This is a genomic window from Micromonospora sp. IBHARD004 (assembly GCF_052814115.1).
This window is the reverse complement of record NZ_CP199934.1, coordinates 986,325-1,003,026: the sequence shown is the minus strand read 5'-3', so window position 1 is coordinate 1,003,026 and position 16,702 is coordinate 986,325. Positions and strand designations below refer to the sequence as shown.

The window sequence follows — 16,702 nt, the reverse complement described above, 5'->3', positions numbered from 1 at the left end:
GGCCCGAGACCCGATGGGGCTGACATGGCCAACGCCACCGACCACCTCTGGATGCACTTCACCCGGATGGCCAGCTACTCCGACGGCGAGGTGCCGACCATCGTGCGCGGCGAGGGCGCGTACGTCTGGGACTCCCGCGGCCGCCGCTACCTGGACGGACTCGCCGGGCTCTTCGTCGTCAACGCCGGCCACGGCCGCACCGAGCTGGCCGAGGCGGCCGCCAAGCAGGCCGCCGAACTGGCCTACTTCCCGCTCTGGTCGTACGCCCACCCCAAGGCGGTGGAGCTGGCCGAGAAGATCGCCTCGCTCGCCCCCGGCGACCTGAACCGGGTCTTCTTCACCACCGGCGGCTCCGAGGCCGTCGAGGCGGCGTGGAAGCTGGCCCGGGCCTACTTCAAGCGCACCGGCCAGCCGAACAAGCACAAGGTGGTCAGCCGCTACATCGCGTACCACGGCACCTCGATGGGCGCGCTGTCGATCACCGGCCTGCCCGGCATCAAGAGCGACTTCGAGCCGCTGGTGCCCGGCGGCATCAAGGTGCCGAACACCAACTTCTACCGCGCCCCCGAGCACGGCGACTCCCCCGAGGCGTTCGGCCGCTGGGCCGCCGAGGAGATCGGCCGCGCCATCGAGCGGGAGGGTCCGGACACCGTCGCCGCGGTCTTCCTGGAGCCGGTGCAGAACTCCGGCGGCTGCTTCCCGCCGCCCCCCGGCTACTTCGAGCGGGTCCGGGAGATCTGCGACGCGTACGACGTGCTGCTCGTGAGCGACGAGGTGATCTGCTCCTGGGGCCGGCTGGGTGAGTACTTCGGCGCCACCCGGTACGGCTACCAACCGGACATCATCACCACCGCCAAGGGCATCACCTCCGGCTACGCCCCGCTCGGCGCGATGATCGCCAGCGAGCGGCTGATGGAGCCGTTCCTCACCGAGACCGGCATGTTCGCCCACGGGGTGACCTTCGGCGGCCACCCGGTCTCCTGCGCGGTGGCGCTGGCCAACCTGGAGGTCTTCGCCCGGGAGGACCTGGTCGGCCACGTCCGGGCCAACGAGGACGCCTTCCGGTCCACCCTGGAGAAGCTCCACGACCTGCCGATCGTCGGCGACGTCCGGGGCGACGGCTACTTCTACGGCATCGAGCTGGTCAAGGACAAGGCGACCAAGGCGACCTTCGACGAGGCCGAGTCGGAGCGGCTGCTGCGCGGCTTCCTCTCCACCGCGCTGTTCCAGGCCGGCCTCTACTGCCGCGCCGACGACCGGGGCGACCCGGTCGTGCAGCTCGCCCCGCCGCTGATCGCCGAGCAGCAGCAGTTCGACGAGATCGAGCAGATCCTGCGCGCCGTGCTGACCGAGGCATGGGCGCGCCTCTGACCGGCGGGTCAGGGTCGGACGGGGCCGGCTCCCGGGACACCGGGGACCGGCCCCGCACCGTAGCCCCGGCCGCCGCGCCTTCCGCCGGGGACCGGACCGGCAGTGCCGGGGCCGTCGGTGGCACCCCCCGCACCCGGGTCCGACGGCTGCCCGACCTCGCGGTCCACGACCGCGCCGTTCTGCACGCCGTCCTCGACGCCGGCCGGGTCGGGCACCTGGCCATCGTCGACGGCGACCAGCCGTACGCGCTGCCGGTGGCGTACGCCCGCGACGGGGACCGGGTGCTGGTGCACGGCTCCACCGGCAGCCGACTCTTCCGGCACCTGGCCGCCGGCGCGCCGGCCTGCCTGACCGTCACCCTGCTCGACGGCCTGGTGCTGGCCCGGAGCGCCTTCGAGTCCTCGATGAGGTACCGCTGCGCGATGGTGCTCGGCGCGCCGACCACGCTGGACGGCGCGGAGAAGCTGGCCGCGCTGGAACGCCTCTCCGAGCACCTGCTGCCCGGCCGCTGGGCGGTGATCCGGCCCCCGTCGGCGAAGGAGCTGGCCGCCACGCTGGTGCTCGCGCTGCCGCTGGACGAGTGCTCGGTGAAGGTCAGCGCCGGCCCGCCCGACGACCCGGAGGACGACCTCGACCGGCCGGTCTGGGCCGGCGTGGTGCCGGTCGTCGAGGCGTACGGCATTCCGCAGCCCGACCCGCGGCTGCGCCACGACCTGCCCCCACCGGAGTGGTGATGCGCTACCAGGAGCTGTCGTACTGGCTGTCCAGCGTGGACGAGCCGCTGACCCCGCGCCCCGCCCTGCCCGGCGACGCCGACGCGGACGTGGTGATCGTCGGCGCCGGCTACACCGGGCTGTGGACGGCGTACTACCTGGCGGCGGCCGACCCGACGCTGCGGATCACCGTGCTGGAGAAGGAGATCGCCGGGTACGGCGCCTCCGGACGCAACGGCGGCTGGTGCTCCGCGCTCTTCCCGACCTCGCTGCCCGCGCTGGCCCGCCGGCACGGGCGGGACCGGGCCCTGGCCATGCAGCGGGCCATGCAGGAGACCGTCCGCGAGGTCGGCCGGGTGGTCGCCGCCGAGGGCATCGACTGCGACTGGCAGCCGGGCGGGACGGTGGTGCTGGCCCGCTCCGCGGCCCAGCTCGGCCGGGCCCGGGCCGCGGTCGACGAGGCCCGGGAGTACGGCCTCTCCGACGAGGACCTGGTGCTCCTCGACGCCGACCAGGCCACCGCGCGCTGCGCCGCCGACGGGGTGCTCGGTGGGACGTACACCCCGCACTGCGCCGCCGTGCAGCCGGCCCGGCTGGTCCGCGGGCTGGCCCGGGCGGTCGAGCGCCGTGGGGTGACCATCTTCGAGCGGACGCCGGTGACGGCCGTCCGGGCCGGCGCGGCGGTGACGCCCGCCGGGGTGGTCCGGGCGCCGGTGGTGGTCCGGGCGACCGAGGGCTTCACCCCCGCCCTGCCGGGGCAGCGCCGGACCGTCGCGCCGGTCTACTCGCTGATGATCGCCACCGAGCCGCTGCCCGAGGAGACCTGGGCCCGGATCGGGCTGGCCGAGCGGGAGACCTTCTCCGACTACCGGCACGTCATCATCTACGGCCAGCGCACCGCCGACGGGCGGCTGGCCTTCGGCGGGCGGGGCGCCCCCTACCACTTCGGCTCCCGCACCGCCCCCGGCTACGACCGGGAGCCGCGGGTCTTCGCCGCGCTGCGCCGGGTGCTCGGCGAACTCTTCCCGGTGCTCGGGCCGGAGGTGCCCGTGACGCAGACCTGGGGCGGGCCGCTCGGCGTGGCCCGGGACTGGGCCGCCTCCGTCGGCCTCGACCGGGCGTCCGGGCTGGCCTGGGCCGGCGGCTACGTCGGCGACGGCGTCGGCACCAGCAACCTCGCCGGGCGTACCCTCGCCGACCTGATCCGGGGCACGGAGAGCGACCTGACCGCGCTCCCGTGGGTCAACCACCGCTCCCGCCGCTGGGAGCCCGAGCCGCTGCGCTGGCTGGCGGTCAACGCCGGCCTCAGGCTGATGTTCTCCGCCGACGAGGCCGAACTCCGCACCGACCGCCCGTCCCGCCGCGCCGCCGCCTTCTCCCGCCTCCTCGGCCACTGACGACCCACCCCAGGTCCGCTCCAGCACTGTTGATCAAGAGGCTTGCGTTATCCGGAGCTCGGATCCTGACGCAAACTTCTTGATCAACACGGGTCGGCGCTTGGGGCGCGCGGAGGCCGGGGGGTTAGTGGGTGGGGGGGATTACGCGGAGGTGGCCGCGGCGGCCGGTCGGGGGATTCTGGTGGAGGTCGTGGTCGTCCTCGGGGGGACGGGGCGGCGCCGGGCGGGCGGCCTCGCGGACGGCCTCGGCCAGGGCGACCAGGTCATCGGTGGTGGGCGGCGGCGGCTCGAACTCGCCCTCGTGCCGGACCACGTCCCAGCCGCGCGGGGCGGTCAGGCTGCGGGCGTGCGGCTCACAGAGGTCGTACGTGTGCGGCTCGGCGAAAGCCGCGAGCGGGCCCACCACGGCTGTCGACTCGTTGTAGACATAGGTCAATGTGGCGACCGCTTGCCGGGGGCAGCCGTTACGGGAGCAGCGCCGTGGTGACCTCACGGCGGCAGGGTATCCCCATTACCGGGTCCGGCGCACCGCTTCGCGGTGCGACACGCCCGTCACGGTGATCACAATTCGTCCGATCGGCGCACCGGCACGCCGCACCGGCGGCGCAGCGGCGGGCCGGCCGGCGGCGGGAGCTACCCTCTTCCTCATGACGAGCCCGGAACACCGCCGCCCCGGCTCCGGCCGGCGCACCCACCGCGACCGGCACGGTCGAGGGCTGCGCGGGCGGCTGGTGCCGGCCACCGTGCCGCTGGCGCGGACCAAGGCGGAGGTCTTCGACGACCTGGTGCTGGACACGGTGGAGACGCTGGAGCGCCGCTTCGCCAAGGAGCTGGCCGGCGTCGAGTTCGCGGTCGAGGACGTCCCGCCGGACCTGAACGTCTACGACTCCGACGTGCTGGAGGACGGCGAGGTGCCGCTGGCCCGGCTGCTGCCGGGCCGTCCGGGCCGGCAGGAGGTGCCGCCGCGGATCGTGCTCTACCGGCGGCCGCTGGAGTTCCGGGCGATGGACCGCGAGGACCTCGCCGACCTGGTGCACGACGTGATCATCGAGCAGGTGGCGAACCTGCTCGGGGTCGACCCCGACGAACTGGCCTGAAGGCCCGGCCCCCGCCGCAGCCGGCAGACCGGGCCGCCGACCCGCGGCACCGGCCGCGCGACCCCCGTCGCGTCGCCGGCACCCGCCGTCGTCGCCCGGACCGGCCCCCGCCGGCCGAGCTGTCGTCCCGAACCGGGCGGCCCCCACCGCCCCGGCCCGGCACCGTCTCAGGCGGCGACCCGCCGCTTGAGCTTGCGCCGCTCCCGCTCGGAGAGCCCTCCCCAGATCCCGAACCGCTCGTCGTGGCCGAGAGCGTATTCGAGGCACTCCGTCTTGACTTCGCACCGCGAGCAGATGCGCTTCGCCTCGCGGGTCGAGCCGCCCTTCTCGGGAAAGAACGCCTCCGGGTCGGTCTGCGAGCACAGCGCCCGCTCCTGCCACTCCGGCGCGTTCCCGAGCAGGTCGGCCACCTCGAGCTGGCCGTCCATACAGATGCCTCCTTGTCGCGCACCGGCGTCATCGCCGCTGCAACCCCCCACGCGAAAGGCGTGCTTGTCCGTCCGGTCACATTTGTTGCGTTCCGCGCGAACAACCCCATTCAAATTACACGCGTGTAATGCGTGCGCCGTCAAGCCGAACTTGATAATGGAGTCGTCCTCCCGACACGTTCCGGGCGACTGACCGAGCCGCCCGAGCCTCGCAACCTGCCCTATCGATTCAGACCCCGGACGAGTAACGCCCTCTCCGGCGAGTTGCCCGGCTTTTCTGCCGTGGCGCGCCCGGCGACGACACCGCCGGAGACCCCCGGTGCAGGTTCCGGCGGGCCGTACCCGGGCGGCCGGCGCGGCAGCGTCCAAGATCAGCATTGTGGTGGGGCAAAGGTTAACCCGACTCCGCCCGGACCGCCCGTCGAGCAGGGGAACGCCGACAGCGCCCCGTCCACATGATGGGACGGGGCGCGCCGGTCGCGGGGGGTCGAGGATCAGCCCGCCCCCGGTGGAGAGCTGGTCGGCCAGACGAATTCGGCGATCGCCCCACCGGTGACGGAGATCGCTCCGGCCGGCGTCCGATCGTCCCACCAGACGGTATAGTGACCCACCTCCAGATCCGGGTAGACGGCACTGTGGAGCACCCCGTCGCGGACGTGGCGCTGCCGCACCGCCGAGTGCGTACGCCGCTCCTCGTCGTCCCGGCTGATCTCGATCTCCCGGCCGTGCAGCTCCCGTCCGGTGTAGATGATCAGCGCGCCGGAGTTCCCGCCGAGATTCAGCACGACGCTGCCGCTGCCCGTCGGCCCGTAGGCGTGGTGATGCTCGTGCACGGTCCGCTCCTTCAGGACTTCGCCGCCGGCGGGTTGTTGAACCCGTCGTACGGGGTGCCGAGGAACGGGAAGTCGCCCAGGAACGGGGCGGTCACGTCGGCGGCGCGCAATCCCGGGGTTACCGCCGCCGCGGCGGCGTCCGGCTTGAAGGTCTTGTCCACCAGCGGCACGGTGACCCCGGCGATGGCCCGCAGCGCGATGCTCACCACGTCGTCGCCGACCCGGCGGCCGTTCGGGAAGCCGGCCAGGTCGCCGCCGAGCACGCCGAACCGGTCCGGCTTGCGGTTCGGCTTGATCGCCGTGTTCAGCCGCAGCATGTCGGCCTGGACGTCGCCGGTCGTGTTGGTGAAGCCGCCGATCAGGCCGGCCGGGATGCCGGTCAGCAGGATCGCCACCAGGTCCGCCCGCGGCTTCTTCGACTTGTTCAGCGCGTCCAGGTTGGGGAAGACGCCCGGGTAGAGCACGGGCAGCAACGCGGCCAGCTCCGGCTGCTCGACGAACCGGGCGAACCGCTTGTCCTCCGCGGGCGGCAGCGTGTTCCACAGATCCTTCTTGGACATCGGCACGACGACCTCGTTGAACAGCGGATTGCCGAGCCGGGAGACCTGGGTGAACGGACCGGCGGCGGTGTCCGCGGCGACCCGGTCGCCGAGCACCCGCACCTGCTGGCGCGAGGCGGACGTCCACACCCCGATCGTCGAGGCCCGGTCCGCGGCGCCGTACCGGGCGGCCTTCCGGCGGACCCGGCTCAGCGGCACCTGCACGGCGATGCTGTGCACGTTCATCCGGTCCAACGCGTTGACCGGCTCCCCCTCGGCCTTGAAGATCTTCTTCCCGGCCACGTGCAGCTGCTGGAACGGCCGCAGCGTACCGAGGTCGAAGATCGCGCCGAGGTCGACGAAGAAGCCGTCCGCCCGCTGCCCGGCGAAGACCTTCTCCCCCGTGGAGAGGCGGTACGTGGCCTGCCGGACCAGGTCGTGGTACTTCGGGGTGGAGAGCGGGCCGACGTTGCACGGCGGGCAGGGCAGCTTGTGCGCGAGCACGTGCTCCTTGCCGTCGGCCACCCGGGTCAGCCGGTAGAACTGCCGCCGGTTCCAGTTCTTGCTCTCCAGCGACTCGATCGGCCCGGTGTTGTAAAGAAAGCTGTTCGGATTCGTGATCTCGGTGCTGAATTCGAACCGGTACGTCACATCGGGATAGCCGTCGCCACCGTTGTCGATATGAATCTCGTACCGCACGTCGTCACCGAACTCGAAGAAGTTCGGACCGCCGGAGGGGAGCTGCAACGGCACGTAGTTGGCGATCAACGTGACCGTGTCCGGATGATCGGGACTGACGAACGCGTACAGGTCGGAGCTGTCGGCGACCGGATCCTTGGCTATCTCCGGGGCTTCACGGTGGGAGGACATGGCGGACCACACCTTTGCGTCTGGGAAGCGATGGTCGAGCGGGATCACCGGCGCCGAGAGCCTGCGCCGGGAGAGGCCGCGCCGGCAGGGCGGCGCGGGCGGGTCAGCGTCGGGCGGCGCGCCGCAACCGGTCCGCCAGGGCGCGGTCGCGTACCTCGATCCGGGTCGTGCCGACGAAGACGTCCATGGTCCCGGAGGCCGCGTCGCGGAGGTGGACCACGATCGGGTCATCCCGGCGGCCCGCGGACGGGGTGTTCTGTGCGGCCGACAGGCCCGGCACGGTGAGGGCGGCGGCGCCGAGGGTGGCGCTCGCCGCGGCGGTCAACGTCTGCCGGCGGGTCAGTCGCGGCCAGGGCCGCTTCCGCTGATCAGTGGTCATGGGCAACCTTTCCGGGCCGGCGCGTCAGCGCCCGCGGTGGTCGGGAGCCCCGGGCGCTCCGCCGAGGCGGACGCCGCCGGGCGCCCCCGGTGGGGGCTGCCGGCGGCGGTCCTCGCCGCGACCGCCGCCGGCAGCCAGTGGTACGGCCGGCGGCGGGGAAAGGTTCGACGCTACGCGCGGGCGTGACCGTACGCGGTCGTCCGCTTGCGGGCCGGTCGCCCGGCCGCCGCCGCGATCGCCCGCAGCTGCTCCTCGGTACGCGCCGAGCCGTTGCCCGAGCCCGCCATCCGGGAGATGGTCTCCTCCATCAGCGTGCCGCCCAGGTCGTTGCAGCCGCCCCGGAGCATCGCCACGGTGCCCTCGTCGCCCAGCTTCACCCAGGAGCACTGGATGTTGTCGATCCGGCCGTGCAGCAGCAGCCGGGCCATCGCGTGCACCACCCGGTTCTCCTGCCAGGTCGGGCCGGGCCGGGCGATGCCGGCCAGGTAGATCGGCGCGTTGGTGTGCACGAACGGCAGCGCCACGAACTCGGTGAAGCCGCCGGTGCGGTCCTGCACCCCGGCCAGCACCCGGAAATGGGCGAGCCACTGGCCCGGGTGGTCGACGTGGCCGTACATCATCGTGGAGCTGGACCGGATGCCCAGCTCGTGGGCCGTGCTCACCACCTCGACCCAGGCGGCGGCCGGCAGTTTGCCCTTGGTGAGCACCCAGCGCACCTCGTCGTCGAGGATCTCGGCGGCGGTGCCCGGGATGGTGTCCAGGCCGGCCTCGCGGAGCCGGACCAGCCACTCCTTCACCGGTACGCCGGCCTTCGCGGCGGCGGTGACGATCTCCATCGGGGAGAAGGCGTGCACGTGCATCCCCGGCACCCGCGCCTTGATCGCCCGGACCAGGTCGGCGTAGCCGGTCACCGGGAGCTTCGGGTCGATCCCGCCCTGGAGGCAGACCTCGCTGGCGCCGGCGGCCCACGCCTCCTCGGCCCGGTCGGCGACCTGCTCCAGCGACAGCCGGAACGCGTCCGCGTCGCTCTCCCGCTGGGCGAAGGCGCAGAACCGGCAGCCGACGTAGCAGACGTTGCTGAAGTTGATGTTGCGGTTGACCACGTAGGTGACGTCGTCGCCGACCACGTCCCGCCGCACCTCGTCGGCGCGCCGGCAGAGCTCGTCCAGAGCCGGGCCGTCGGCCGCGAAGAGCGCCAGCGCCGCGTCCGCGTGCCGCGGCTCCAGCAGCGCCGCCGGGTCGTCGGCGGCCAACCGGAGCCCGGTACGCAGGTCGTGGTCGCCCGCGCCGCCGGTCGCCCCGGCACGGGTGCCGGCCCGGGCGGCGCCGGCCAGGCTGGCGTCGGCCTTGCCGGCCACCTCCGACCAGTCACCGTAGACGCTGTCGAAGTCGCCGCGCCGGTCGTCGGTACGCCCGGCGGTGTCGATGGTCACGTGCAGGTCGGTCCGGCCGCCGAACACCTCCTCCGGCTCCTGCCACGGGCGGCCCACCGGGCGGGCCGACTCGATCGCGAGGCCGGTCGACGGGTCCGCCAGCGCGGTCACGTGCGGCAGCAGGCGCGGATCCAGCCAGGGGTCGCCGGCCCGGACGTACTCGGGGTAGACGGTGAGCCGTTCCCGCAGGGTGAAGCCCGCCGTGGCGGTGTGCCGGGCCAGCTCGTCGAGCTGTGGCCAGGGGCGCTCCGGGTTGACGTGGTCCGGGGTCACCGGGGACACCCCGCCCCAGTCGTCGATGCCGGCGCGCAGGAGGAGGTCGTACTCGCCCTCGATCAGATTCGGCGGGGCCTGGATCCGGGCCCGCGGCCCGAGCAGCACCCGGGCCACCGCCACCGTGGCGGCCAGGTCATGCAGCTCGGCGTCGGGCATGCCGCGCATCGCGGTGTCCGGCTTGGCGCGGAAGTTCTGCACGATCACCTCCTGGAGGTGGCCGTACTCCCGCTGCGCGCGGCGGATCGCGAAGAGCGCGTCGACCCGCTCGGCGAGGGTCTCCCCGATGCCGATGAGGATGCCGGTGGTGAACGGCACCCCGACCCGTCCGGCGTCGTCGAGCACCCGGAGCCGGACCGCCGGCTCCTTGTCCGGCGAGCCGAAATGCGGTCCGCCCGGCTCCGACCAGAGCCGGGTCGCCGTGGTCTCCAGCATCATCCCCATGCTCGGCGCGACCGGCTTGAGCCGTTGCAGCTCCGACCAGGACAGGACGCCCGGGTTCAGGTGCGGCAGCAGCCCGGTCTCCTCCAACACCGCCACCGCACAGGCGCGGAGGTAGTCCAGGGTGGAGTCGTAGCCGCGCTCGTCCAGCCACTGCCGCGCCGCCGGCCAGCGCTCCTCGGGGCGGTCGCCGAGCGTGAAGAGCGCCTCCTTGCAGCCCTGCGCCGCGCCCTCGCGGGCGATCGCCAGCACCTCGTCCCGGTCGAGGAACGCGGCCGGCAACCGGTGCGGCACCGTGGCGAAGGTGCAGTAGTGGCAGCGGTCCCGACAGAGCCGGGTCAGCGGGACGAAGACCTTCTTGGAGAAGGTGACCACACCGGGACGGCCGGCCTCGCGCAGCCCGGCGTCGCGGATGTCGCCGGCGATCCGGAGCAGCTCGTCCAGCGCGGCGCCCCGGGCGGTCAGCAGCGCGGTCGCCTCGTCGCGGTCCAGCGCCCGCCCGGTCGCGGCTCGGCGCAGCGCCCGCTGCACGCTCGCCGCGGTCGGGGCGGAGTCGGTGCGATCAACCATCCGCTCAGCCTATGCGCTGACCCTCGGCGGCCCCGACCGCACGCCTGGACCCCATTCCCGGACGCCGCCTGCCGGCGGCTCGCCGCACGAGGCCGCGCGCCAGCGGAAAGAGTGGCCTCCCGGCGTGCGGAGGCCACTCTTTCCGGTGGTGTGCGGTCCTGCCGGGCGGGCGTGGGTCAGCGCTGCTGGTTCGGGTCGTCCCGGTGGTAGCGCTGGGTGTGGTCGTCGTACGGGGCCGGCTGGCCGAACTCCGCGGGCTGCCGCGGGATGGCCTGGGTCGGGTCGGCCGACGGCGGCTGGCCGAACGGCGGCGCGGAGTGCGGGGCGCCGGCCGGCGGCGTCGAGTGCGGGGCGTTGCCGTACGGCGGGGCGGTGTTGAACGGCGGCGCCGGCGGGTTCGGCTGACCGTACTGCCCGGGCTGCGGGTAGCCGCCGGGCTGGTTCGGCGCCGGGTAGCCGCCGGGCTGGTTCGGGGCGGGGTAACCGCCGGCCGACGGGTAGCCGCCCTGGCCGGGGGCCGGGTAGCCGCCAGGCTGGCCGGGGTGGCCGCCCTGCTGCGGCCAACCGGGCTGCGCCTGGCCGTAGACACCGGGCTGCGGCTTGGGCTTGGGCGTGTAGTACAGGGCGTGCCAGACCTTGAAGACGACGTACCCGGCGACGGCGAAGATCGCCAGCCAGGCGGCCCGGGTCAGCAACCCGAGCAGGGCGTCGAGCACCTCCCCCTCGGCGAGCCGGCCGACCAGCCAGATCAGGAAGGTCAGCGCGCCGAGGAGCGCGCCGAACGCGTACTCGCCGAGGGCGACCTGGGTGATCAGCTTGGCCTTGGGCAGCACCGGCCGGACGTGGGTGGCGAGCAGCACGGCCAGCACCGGCAGCACGGTCGACTCGACGCCGACGAAGCTGAAGAAGGTGGACCCGGCCCGGCCGCTGAAGGTGCTGTAGTCGTCCGTCGACACCAGCAGCCGGAAGAGGCCGACGAAGAGAAGCACGGCGTTCGCGCCGAGCAGGACGAGCGCGGCCAGTTCGCGCAGTGGCTTGGTCAGCTGGCTGGCCTGCCTCGCGTCGGTGGACGCGGGCTCGGCGGGGCTGGTCACGAGCTCCCCCTGGGGACGAAAACGGACAGTTGCCGACGTGAGCCTAGTCTCCCCGGCCACCGGCCGATCGACGGCGGCGCGTGCGGAAGGATGGACGTCATGCGCATCGTGGTTCTGACCGGCGGGATCGGCGGCGCCCGGTTCCTGCTCGGCGTCCGGGCGTACGCCCGGGAAATGGGCGCCGAGGTGACCGCCGTGGTCAATGTCGGCGACGACCTGTTGCTGCACGGGCTGAAGGTCTGCCCCGACCTGGACAGCGTGATGTACACGCTGGGCGGTGGCGCCGACCCGGAGCGGGGCTGGGGCCGGGTGGGCGAGACCTGGACGGTCAAGACGGAGCTGGCGGCGTACGGCGCGGAGCCGAGCTGGTTCGGCCTCGGCGACAAGGACATCGCGACGCACCTGGTGCGGACGACGATGCTCAACGCCGGGTACCCGCTCTCCGCGGTGACCCAGGCGCTGGCCACCCGGTGGGAGCCGGGCCTGACCATGCTGCCGGCCACCGACGACCGGCTGGAGACCCACGTGGTGGTGAGCGGGAGGAATGAGCCCGCAGGCCCCGCGGTCGGGAACAGCGCCGGGGCTGTGGATGGCGACCAGGGGCAGCGGGCGATCCACTTTCAGGAGTGGTGGGTGCGGTACCGGGCGGAGATCCCGACGCACCGGTTCGTCTTCGTCGGCGCGGAGACCGCGAAGCCGGCGCCGGGGGTGCTGGAGGCGATCGGCTCCGCCGACGTGGTGCTGATCGCGCCGAGCAACCCGGTGGTGAGCATCGCGCCGATCCTGGCCGTACCGGGGCTGCGCGAAGCGGTCACCGACGGGCCGGCGCCGGTGGTGGGCGTGTCGCCGATCATCGGCGGGGCGCCGGTGCGCGGCATGGCCGACCGCTGCCTGTCCGTGCTCGGCGTGGAGTGCAGCGCGGCCGGGGTGGGCGGCCTCTACGGCGGGCGGTCGGCGGGCGGGCTGCTCGACGGTTGGCTCGTCGCGCCGGAGGACGAGGGCACGCTGGTGCCGGGGGTGACCGTCCGGACGGCGCCGCTGCGGATGACCGACGAGGCGGCGACGGTGGCGATGGTCCGGGCCGCATTGGAGTTGGTGTGAGACTGGAGATCCTGCCGGTGCCGGGCATCGGCGACGTGACCGAGGGCGACGACCTGGCGGCGATGATCGCCACCGCGGCACCGTGGCTGCGCGACGGCGACGTGCTGGTGGTGACCAGCAAGATCGTGTCGAAGGCGGAGGGTCGGCTGGTCGACGTGCCGGCGGACGGGCCGGAGCGGCTCGCCGCCCGGGACGAGGTGCTCGCCGCCGAGACGGCCCGGGTGGTCGCCACCCGCGGGGCGACCCGGATCGTGCAGACCCACCACGGCTTCGTGATGGCCGCCGCCGGGATCGACGCCTCGAACGTCGACAAGACCCGGCTGGTGCTGCTCCCGGAGGACCCGGACGCCTCGGCGCGGGAGCTGCGCGCGGCGCTGCGGGACCGCTACGACCTCGACGTCGCGGTGATCATCAGCGACACGATGGGCCGGCCGTGGCGCAACGGGCTCACCGACGTGGCGCTCGGCGTGGCCGGGATGTCGGCCATCCGCGACCACCGGGGCGAGATCGACCCGTACGGCAACGAGCTGCAACTGACCCAGATGGCCGTGGTGGACGAGCTGGCCGGCGCCGGCGAGTTGATCAAGGGCAAGTGCGACCAGGTGCCGGTCGCAGTGGTCCGGGGCTACCTCGGCGCGGCCCGGGCCGACGACGGCGACGGCGCCCGGGCCCTGGTCCGGGACGCCGAGATGGACCTCTTCTCGCTGGGCACCGCCGAGGCGAAGGCCGCCGGGCTGCGGGCCGCCGCCACCCTGGCCGACGGGCCCGGGCCGACGCCGGCCGACCCGGCCGCGGTCGACCGGGCCGTCGCCGCGGTCGCCGACGTGGTGGCGCCCGGCACGGTCTTCACCCACGTCACCGACGAGGAGGTACGCGCCGGTCTGGTGGCCACCGTGCCGGGCTGGCCGGCGCAGGCCACCGGGCTGGTCCTCGGGGCCCCGCCGACCCCGGTCGACCAGCCGGACCTGGTGCGCTTCGGCGCCGACCTGCAACGGCTACGGACCGCGCTGGCCGCGGAGGGGATCCCCTCCGCGCTCCTGCCGCCGCCCGACGGCAGCACCGCCAGCGCCGCCCTGGCCGTCTGACCACCGACCCGCCAGTTCGGCGACCTGGAGCTTGGCTCCCCGGGCCGCCCCCGCGACGTCAGGCGTCGAGCATGGCCCGGCCGAGCGGGGTCAGCGTGTGCAGCACGGTGTTGCGGTCCCGGTGGCTGACCAGCAGCCCGGCGTTGCGCAGCACGGCGGTGTGCTGGCTGGCCGCGGCCGGCGAGATGTTCAGCCGACGGGCCACCTCGCCGGTGGTGCAGCCGTCTTCGGTCACCGCGAGCACGGCGGCGCGGGTCCGCCCGAGCAGGGCCGCCAGGGCCTGGCTGCTCCCGTCGCCCGGCGCCGGACCGGCGCCCCGGCCGGGCTCCGGGGCGAGCCCGCCGAGCCGGTCGACCGGGTAGACCAGCACCGGCCGCAGGGTCGGGTCGAGCAGCGCCACCGGGGTCCGGGCGCAGAAGAAGGACGGGACCAGCAGCAGCCCGCGACCGTCCAGGTGCAGCTCCCGGCTGTCCGGGTAGTCGAGCACCTCGAGCATGCCCGCCTCCCAGCGCATGCTCGGGCGCAGGCTGGCCAGCAGCCCCTCCACGCCGCCGTCGAGCAGGGCCCGGGCCCGCCGCGCCCGGTCGGCCTCCACCGCCGCCCGGATCCGGGACCAGTACGGCGCGATGGCCAGCTCCTGATACCGCGTCATCGAGTCGGTGAGGTGGCGCAGCACCTCCGGCTCGCCCCGGGCCAATGCGGACGCCGAGGCGGGCAGCGGGGTCTCCCCGGCCAGCCGGGTCAGGTCCCGGCGCAGCAGGTCGACCGGGGTGCCCCGGACCGCCTCCAGCCCCGCCTCGAAGCCCGCCAGGCTCTCGTACGGGGTGAGGAAGTCGGGGAAGTAGCCGCGGGGCGGGTTCAGCGCGAAGAGCAGGCGGAGGCGGTCGGCGGCGGTGTCGGTACGCAGGGTCCGGGCCAGGCTGCGCCGCCAGTTCGCCAGCAGCGGGTCCCGGCTGCGGCCCTGCAACAGGTGCAGGCTGAGGACCAGTTCCCAGACCGGATCCGCGGCGGGGGCCACCCTGGTCCGCAGGATGTCCTCGCTCGTGAAAAGGATCTTCAGCATGGACCGCTCCCGGGGCGGGGCAGAGGGAGCGCCCGCCGACCATCTGCACTCTACCCGCCGGTACTTATCTCCATCTTTAAGCGTGAGCTGAAAAACCTCGACGCAGCCGGGCCCGGTTGGGCATGCTTCCCCTTGCCCGTCGGGGTCGGGAAATCACCGGCGCCGGGGCGGCCGGGGGCCGGGAAACGGCGACCGGGCGGCACCACGAGGGTCTGCGGCCCATGCTCCGCAGAGGTGTCACCCGGCCGCCCACCGGCTCGACCCGGAGTGTGTCAGTCTCTCCAGAGCGCGACCCGATGGTCCTCGTCGGTGACGTACCAGCAGCGTCCCGCCAGCTCGGCCAGCCCCTCCACGTGGTGGAACGGCGCCAGGTCGGCGACAACCTTCCCGGCCACCCGCGCGTCCGGCGTGACGTCGAGCCGGAAGCTCACGTGCCGCGAGGCCACCGCGCCGCCCTGCGGATGGTCGTCGAGCAGCACCGAGCCCTTGCCCAGCGCGTCGATCGACCCGATCACCGCCGCGTACCCGCCGTCGGCGGTGGGCGCGATCGCCCGGAAGCCGGCCAGCGCGCCCGGCGGGGTCACCCCGGTGAGCGCGTACGCCCCGACGGCCCGGGGCCAGGCCGGGTCGGCGGCGAACATCCCGGCCACCCCGGCCAGCTCCACCAGGATCGGCTCGCCCTCGGTGGTCACCGGGAACCGGAGCCCCAGCAGCACCGTGCCGGCCGGCGTGAAGGCGGCCGCCTCGACGTTGAGCGGCAGGTCGTCCTCCTCCAGCCGGCTCACCCAGCTCTTCGCCCGGGCGGTGCCCCGGGCCAGGGTCTCCACGATGAACCGGTGCCGGACCCGGTCGCCCGGCGGCAGCGGGGTCAGCGGCGCGGCGGCGAGCGCGTCGTTGACCGCCCGGTGCAGCCGGAACCGGTTGCGCACCACGTGCACGGGCAGCGTCCCGGTCGCGGCGTCGTCCTCCCGGAACCGGGCCACGAACGCCCGTCGGGGCCGCAGCGGGCCGGCCTTCGAGCCGAAGTGCGAGCCGAAGACGTACACCCAGCCGTCGTGGTGGGCGAGCGCCTCACCGTCCTCGGTCCGGCCGTTCTCCCCGCCGGCGTCGGCGGCGACGTGGTGCGCCACCCACTCGCCGTCCTCGCGTTCGAACAGCAGGGCCAGGCAGCGTTCCACCGGGCCCTCGTCCAGGACCGTCCAGAAGCCGCGCCGCGCCCGGTGCGCGCGGAGCAACGCCGGCGAGCGGACCGGCAGCAGGTCACTGGCCTCGTTGCCGGCCACGACGAACTCGACGAGTCGCAGGGTCACCGGGCCAGGGTACGGAGACGGCGCTCGTAGAGTGTCGGGGTGCCCCACATCCTCCCCGCCACCGGTCCCGTCGTCCCGTCGCCCACCGCCGAGGCCTACGCCGACCTGCACGCCGACGCCTCCGCCGTGCTGGCCGGCTGGCGACCGACCGGTCCGGCGGCGGGTGCGGCGCGGGACCGCACGCTGGAGCTGCTGACGGCGGGGCCGGTGGCGATGAGCCGGAGCCACCGCGCCGGGCACGTCACCGCCAGCGCGCTGGTGCTCGATCCCACCGGCGGGCGGGTGCTGCTCTGCCTGCACGGCAAGTTCCGCAAGTGGGTGCAGCTCGGCGGGCACTGCGAGCCCGGCGACCGGACCCTGGCGGTCGCCGCTCTGCGCGAGGCGACCGAGGAGTCCGGGATCGCCGGCCTGACGGTCGACCCGGTCCCGATCGACGTGGACATCCACCCGGTGAGCTGCCAGGGCGGCTCGCTGCACTACGACGTCCGGTTCGCGATCTTCGCCCCCGCCGGGGCCACCGAGCGGGTCAGTGCCGAATCGGAGGCGCTGGGCTGGTTCCCGCCCGACCGGCTGCCCGAGCCGCTGGCCGACGGGACGGTCCAGCTCGTCGCGCCGGCCCTGGCCGCCCTGCGAGGTCATACCGCCCGCTGAGCCGGCCTCCGCGCAGCCGGAGCGGCCGGCCGGGCGACGCGGTCGGCCCGCCGG

Annotated in this window: 16 protein-coding genes; 7 read left to right on the top strand and 9 right to left on the bottom strand. The window is 74.3% G+C overall.

Translation table 11 applies throughout. From position 1 onward, the window contains the following. Positions 1–24 precede the first annotated feature (24 nt). From ACTWO6_RS04955 to ACTWO6_RS04945, 3 genes are read left to right on the top strand one after another with little or no spacing between them, the layout of a single operon-like run. Complete coding sequence (locus ACTWO6_RS04955) at positions 25–1,371, top strand: aspartate aminotransferase family protein (RefSeq protein ID WP_446218459.1); 1,347 nt, start codon at positions 25–27, stop codon at positions 1,369–1,371. Further along, positions 1,356–2,105: a pyridoxamine 5'-phosphate oxidase family protein gene (locus ACTWO6_RS04950; RefSeq protein WP_446218458.1), complete on the top strand. Its 750-nt coding sequence runs from the start codon at positions 1,356–1,358 to the stop codon at positions 2,103–2,105. The genes ACTWO6_RS04955 and ACTWO6_RS04950 overlap by 16 nt, the downstream gene beginning before the upstream one ends. Then, positions 2,105–3,481 (top strand): NAD(P)/FAD-dependent oxidoreductase, encoded by a 1,377-nt coding sequence (locus ACTWO6_RS04945; RefSeq protein WP_446218457.1) that lies wholly within the window; start codon positions 2,105–2,107, stop codon positions 3,479–3,481. The genes ACTWO6_RS04950 and ACTWO6_RS04945 overlap by 1 nt, the downstream gene beginning before the upstream one ends. A gap of 124 nt (positions 3,482–3,605) precedes the next feature. Here ACTWO6_RS04945 and ACTWO6_RS04940 read toward each other — a convergent pair whose 3' ends face one another. Then, positions 3,606–3,974, bottom strand: coding sequence for a DUF3499 domain-containing protein (locus ACTWO6_RS04940; RefSeq protein ID WP_446218456.1), 369 nt, complete (start codon positions 3,972–3,974; stop codon positions 3,606–3,608). Positions 3,975–4,128: 154 nt separating this feature from the next. On the opposite strand from ACTWO6_RS04940, the gene ACTWO6_RS04935 reads away from it, so the two are divergent. Beyond that, on the top strand, positions 4,129–4,578 hold the full coding sequence (locus tag ACTWO6_RS04935; RefSeq protein WP_088963879.1) for a metallopeptidase family protein: 450 nt from the start codon (positions 4,129–4,131) through the stop codon (positions 4,576–4,578). Between the two features lie 167 nt (positions 4,579–4,745). On the opposite strand, the gene ACTWO6_RS04930 is transcribed toward ACTWO6_RS04935, so the two are convergent. The 6 genes from ACTWO6_RS04930 to ACTWO6_RS04905 all read right to left on the bottom strand — a co-directional run bounded on the left by ACTWO6_RS04930 (position 4,746) and on the right by ACTWO6_RS04905 (position 11,438). After that, a complete protein-coding gene (locus ACTWO6_RS04930; protein ID WP_013284161.1) occupies positions 4,746–5,006 on the bottom strand; it encodes a WhiB family transcriptional regulator in 261 nt (86 codons plus the stop codon). A 494-nt stretch (positions 5,007–5,500) separates the two neighbouring features. Then, positions 5,501–5,839 carry a phospholipase gene (locus tag ACTWO6_RS04925; RefSeq protein WP_446218455.1) on the bottom strand — a complete coding sequence of 113 codons (339 nt, stop codon included), beginning with the start codon at positions 5,837–5,839 and terminating at the stop codon, positions 5,501–5,503. Between the two features lie 11 nt (positions 5,840–5,850). Then, a complete protein-coding gene (locus ACTWO6_RS04920) occupies positions 5,851–7,248 on the bottom strand; it encodes a DUF4331 domain-containing protein (RefSeq protein WP_446218454.1) in 1,398 nt (465 codons plus the stop codon). Positions 7,249–7,351: 103 nt separating this feature from the next. Next, positions 7,352–7,627 (bottom strand): hypothetical protein, encoded by a 276-nt coding sequence (locus tag ACTWO6_RS04915; protein ID WP_130331849.1) that lies wholly within the window; start codon positions 7,625–7,627, stop codon positions 7,352–7,354. 170 nt (positions 7,628–7,797) lie between these two features. Continuing rightward, a complete protein-coding gene (locus tag ACTWO6_RS04910; protein ID WP_446218453.1) occupies positions 7,798–10,344 on the bottom strand; it encodes a bifunctional FO biosynthesis protein CofGH in 2,547 nt (848 codons plus the stop codon). 176 nt (positions 10,345–10,520) lie between these two features. Next, positions 10,521–11,438 (bottom strand): hypothetical protein, encoded by a 918-nt coding sequence (locus tag ACTWO6_RS04905; protein WP_446218452.1) that lies wholly within the window; start codon positions 11,436–11,438, stop codon positions 10,521–10,523. A 99-nt stretch (positions 11,439–11,537) separates the two neighbouring features. Here ACTWO6_RS04905 and cofD point away from each other — a divergent pair, with 99 nt between their 5' ends. Together cofD and ACTWO6_RS04895 are read left to right on the top strand one after the other, a co-directional pair. Beyond that, positions 11,538–12,539 carry a 2-phospho-L-lactate transferase gene (gene cofD / locus ACTWO6_RS04900; protein WP_446218451.1) on the top strand — a complete coding sequence of 334 codons (1,002 nt, stop codon included), beginning with the start codon at positions 11,538–11,540 and terminating at the stop codon, positions 12,537–12,539. Beyond that, positions 12,536–13,624 carry a coenzyme F420-0:L-glutamate ligase gene (locus ACTWO6_RS04895; protein ID WP_446218450.1) on the top strand — a complete coding sequence of 363 codons (1,089 nt, stop codon included), beginning with the start codon at positions 12,536–12,538 and terminating at the stop codon, positions 13,622–13,624. Before cofD ends, ACTWO6_RS04895 begins: the two co-directional genes overlap by 4 nt. 58 nt (positions 13,625–13,682) lie before the next feature. Here ACTWO6_RS04895 and ACTWO6_RS04890 read toward each other — a convergent pair whose 3' ends face one another. Both ACTWO6_RS04890 and ACTWO6_RS04885 read right to left on the bottom strand, forming a co-directional pair. Beyond that, the gene (locus tag ACTWO6_RS04890) at positions 13,683–14,687 is read right to left on the bottom strand and encodes an ArsR/SmtB family transcription factor (protein ID WP_446218449.1); all 1,005 of its coding nucleotides are present in this window, start codon (positions 14,685–14,687) and stop codon (positions 13,683–13,685) included. A gap of 272 nt (positions 14,688–14,959) precedes the next feature. Further along, complete coding sequence (locus ACTWO6_RS04885; protein ID WP_446218448.1) at positions 14,960–15,997, bottom strand: hypothetical protein; 1,038 nt, start codon at positions 15,995–15,997, stop codon at positions 14,960–14,962. Positions 15,998–16,045: 48 nt separating this feature from the next. On the opposite strand from ACTWO6_RS04885, the gene ACTWO6_RS04880 reads away from it, so the two are divergent. Further along, entirely contained in the window at positions 16,046–16,648 is a 603-nt protein-coding gene (locus ACTWO6_RS04880) for an NUDIX hydrolase (protein ID WP_446220562.1), read from the top strand. Positions 16,649–16,702: the final 54 nt, after the last annotated feature.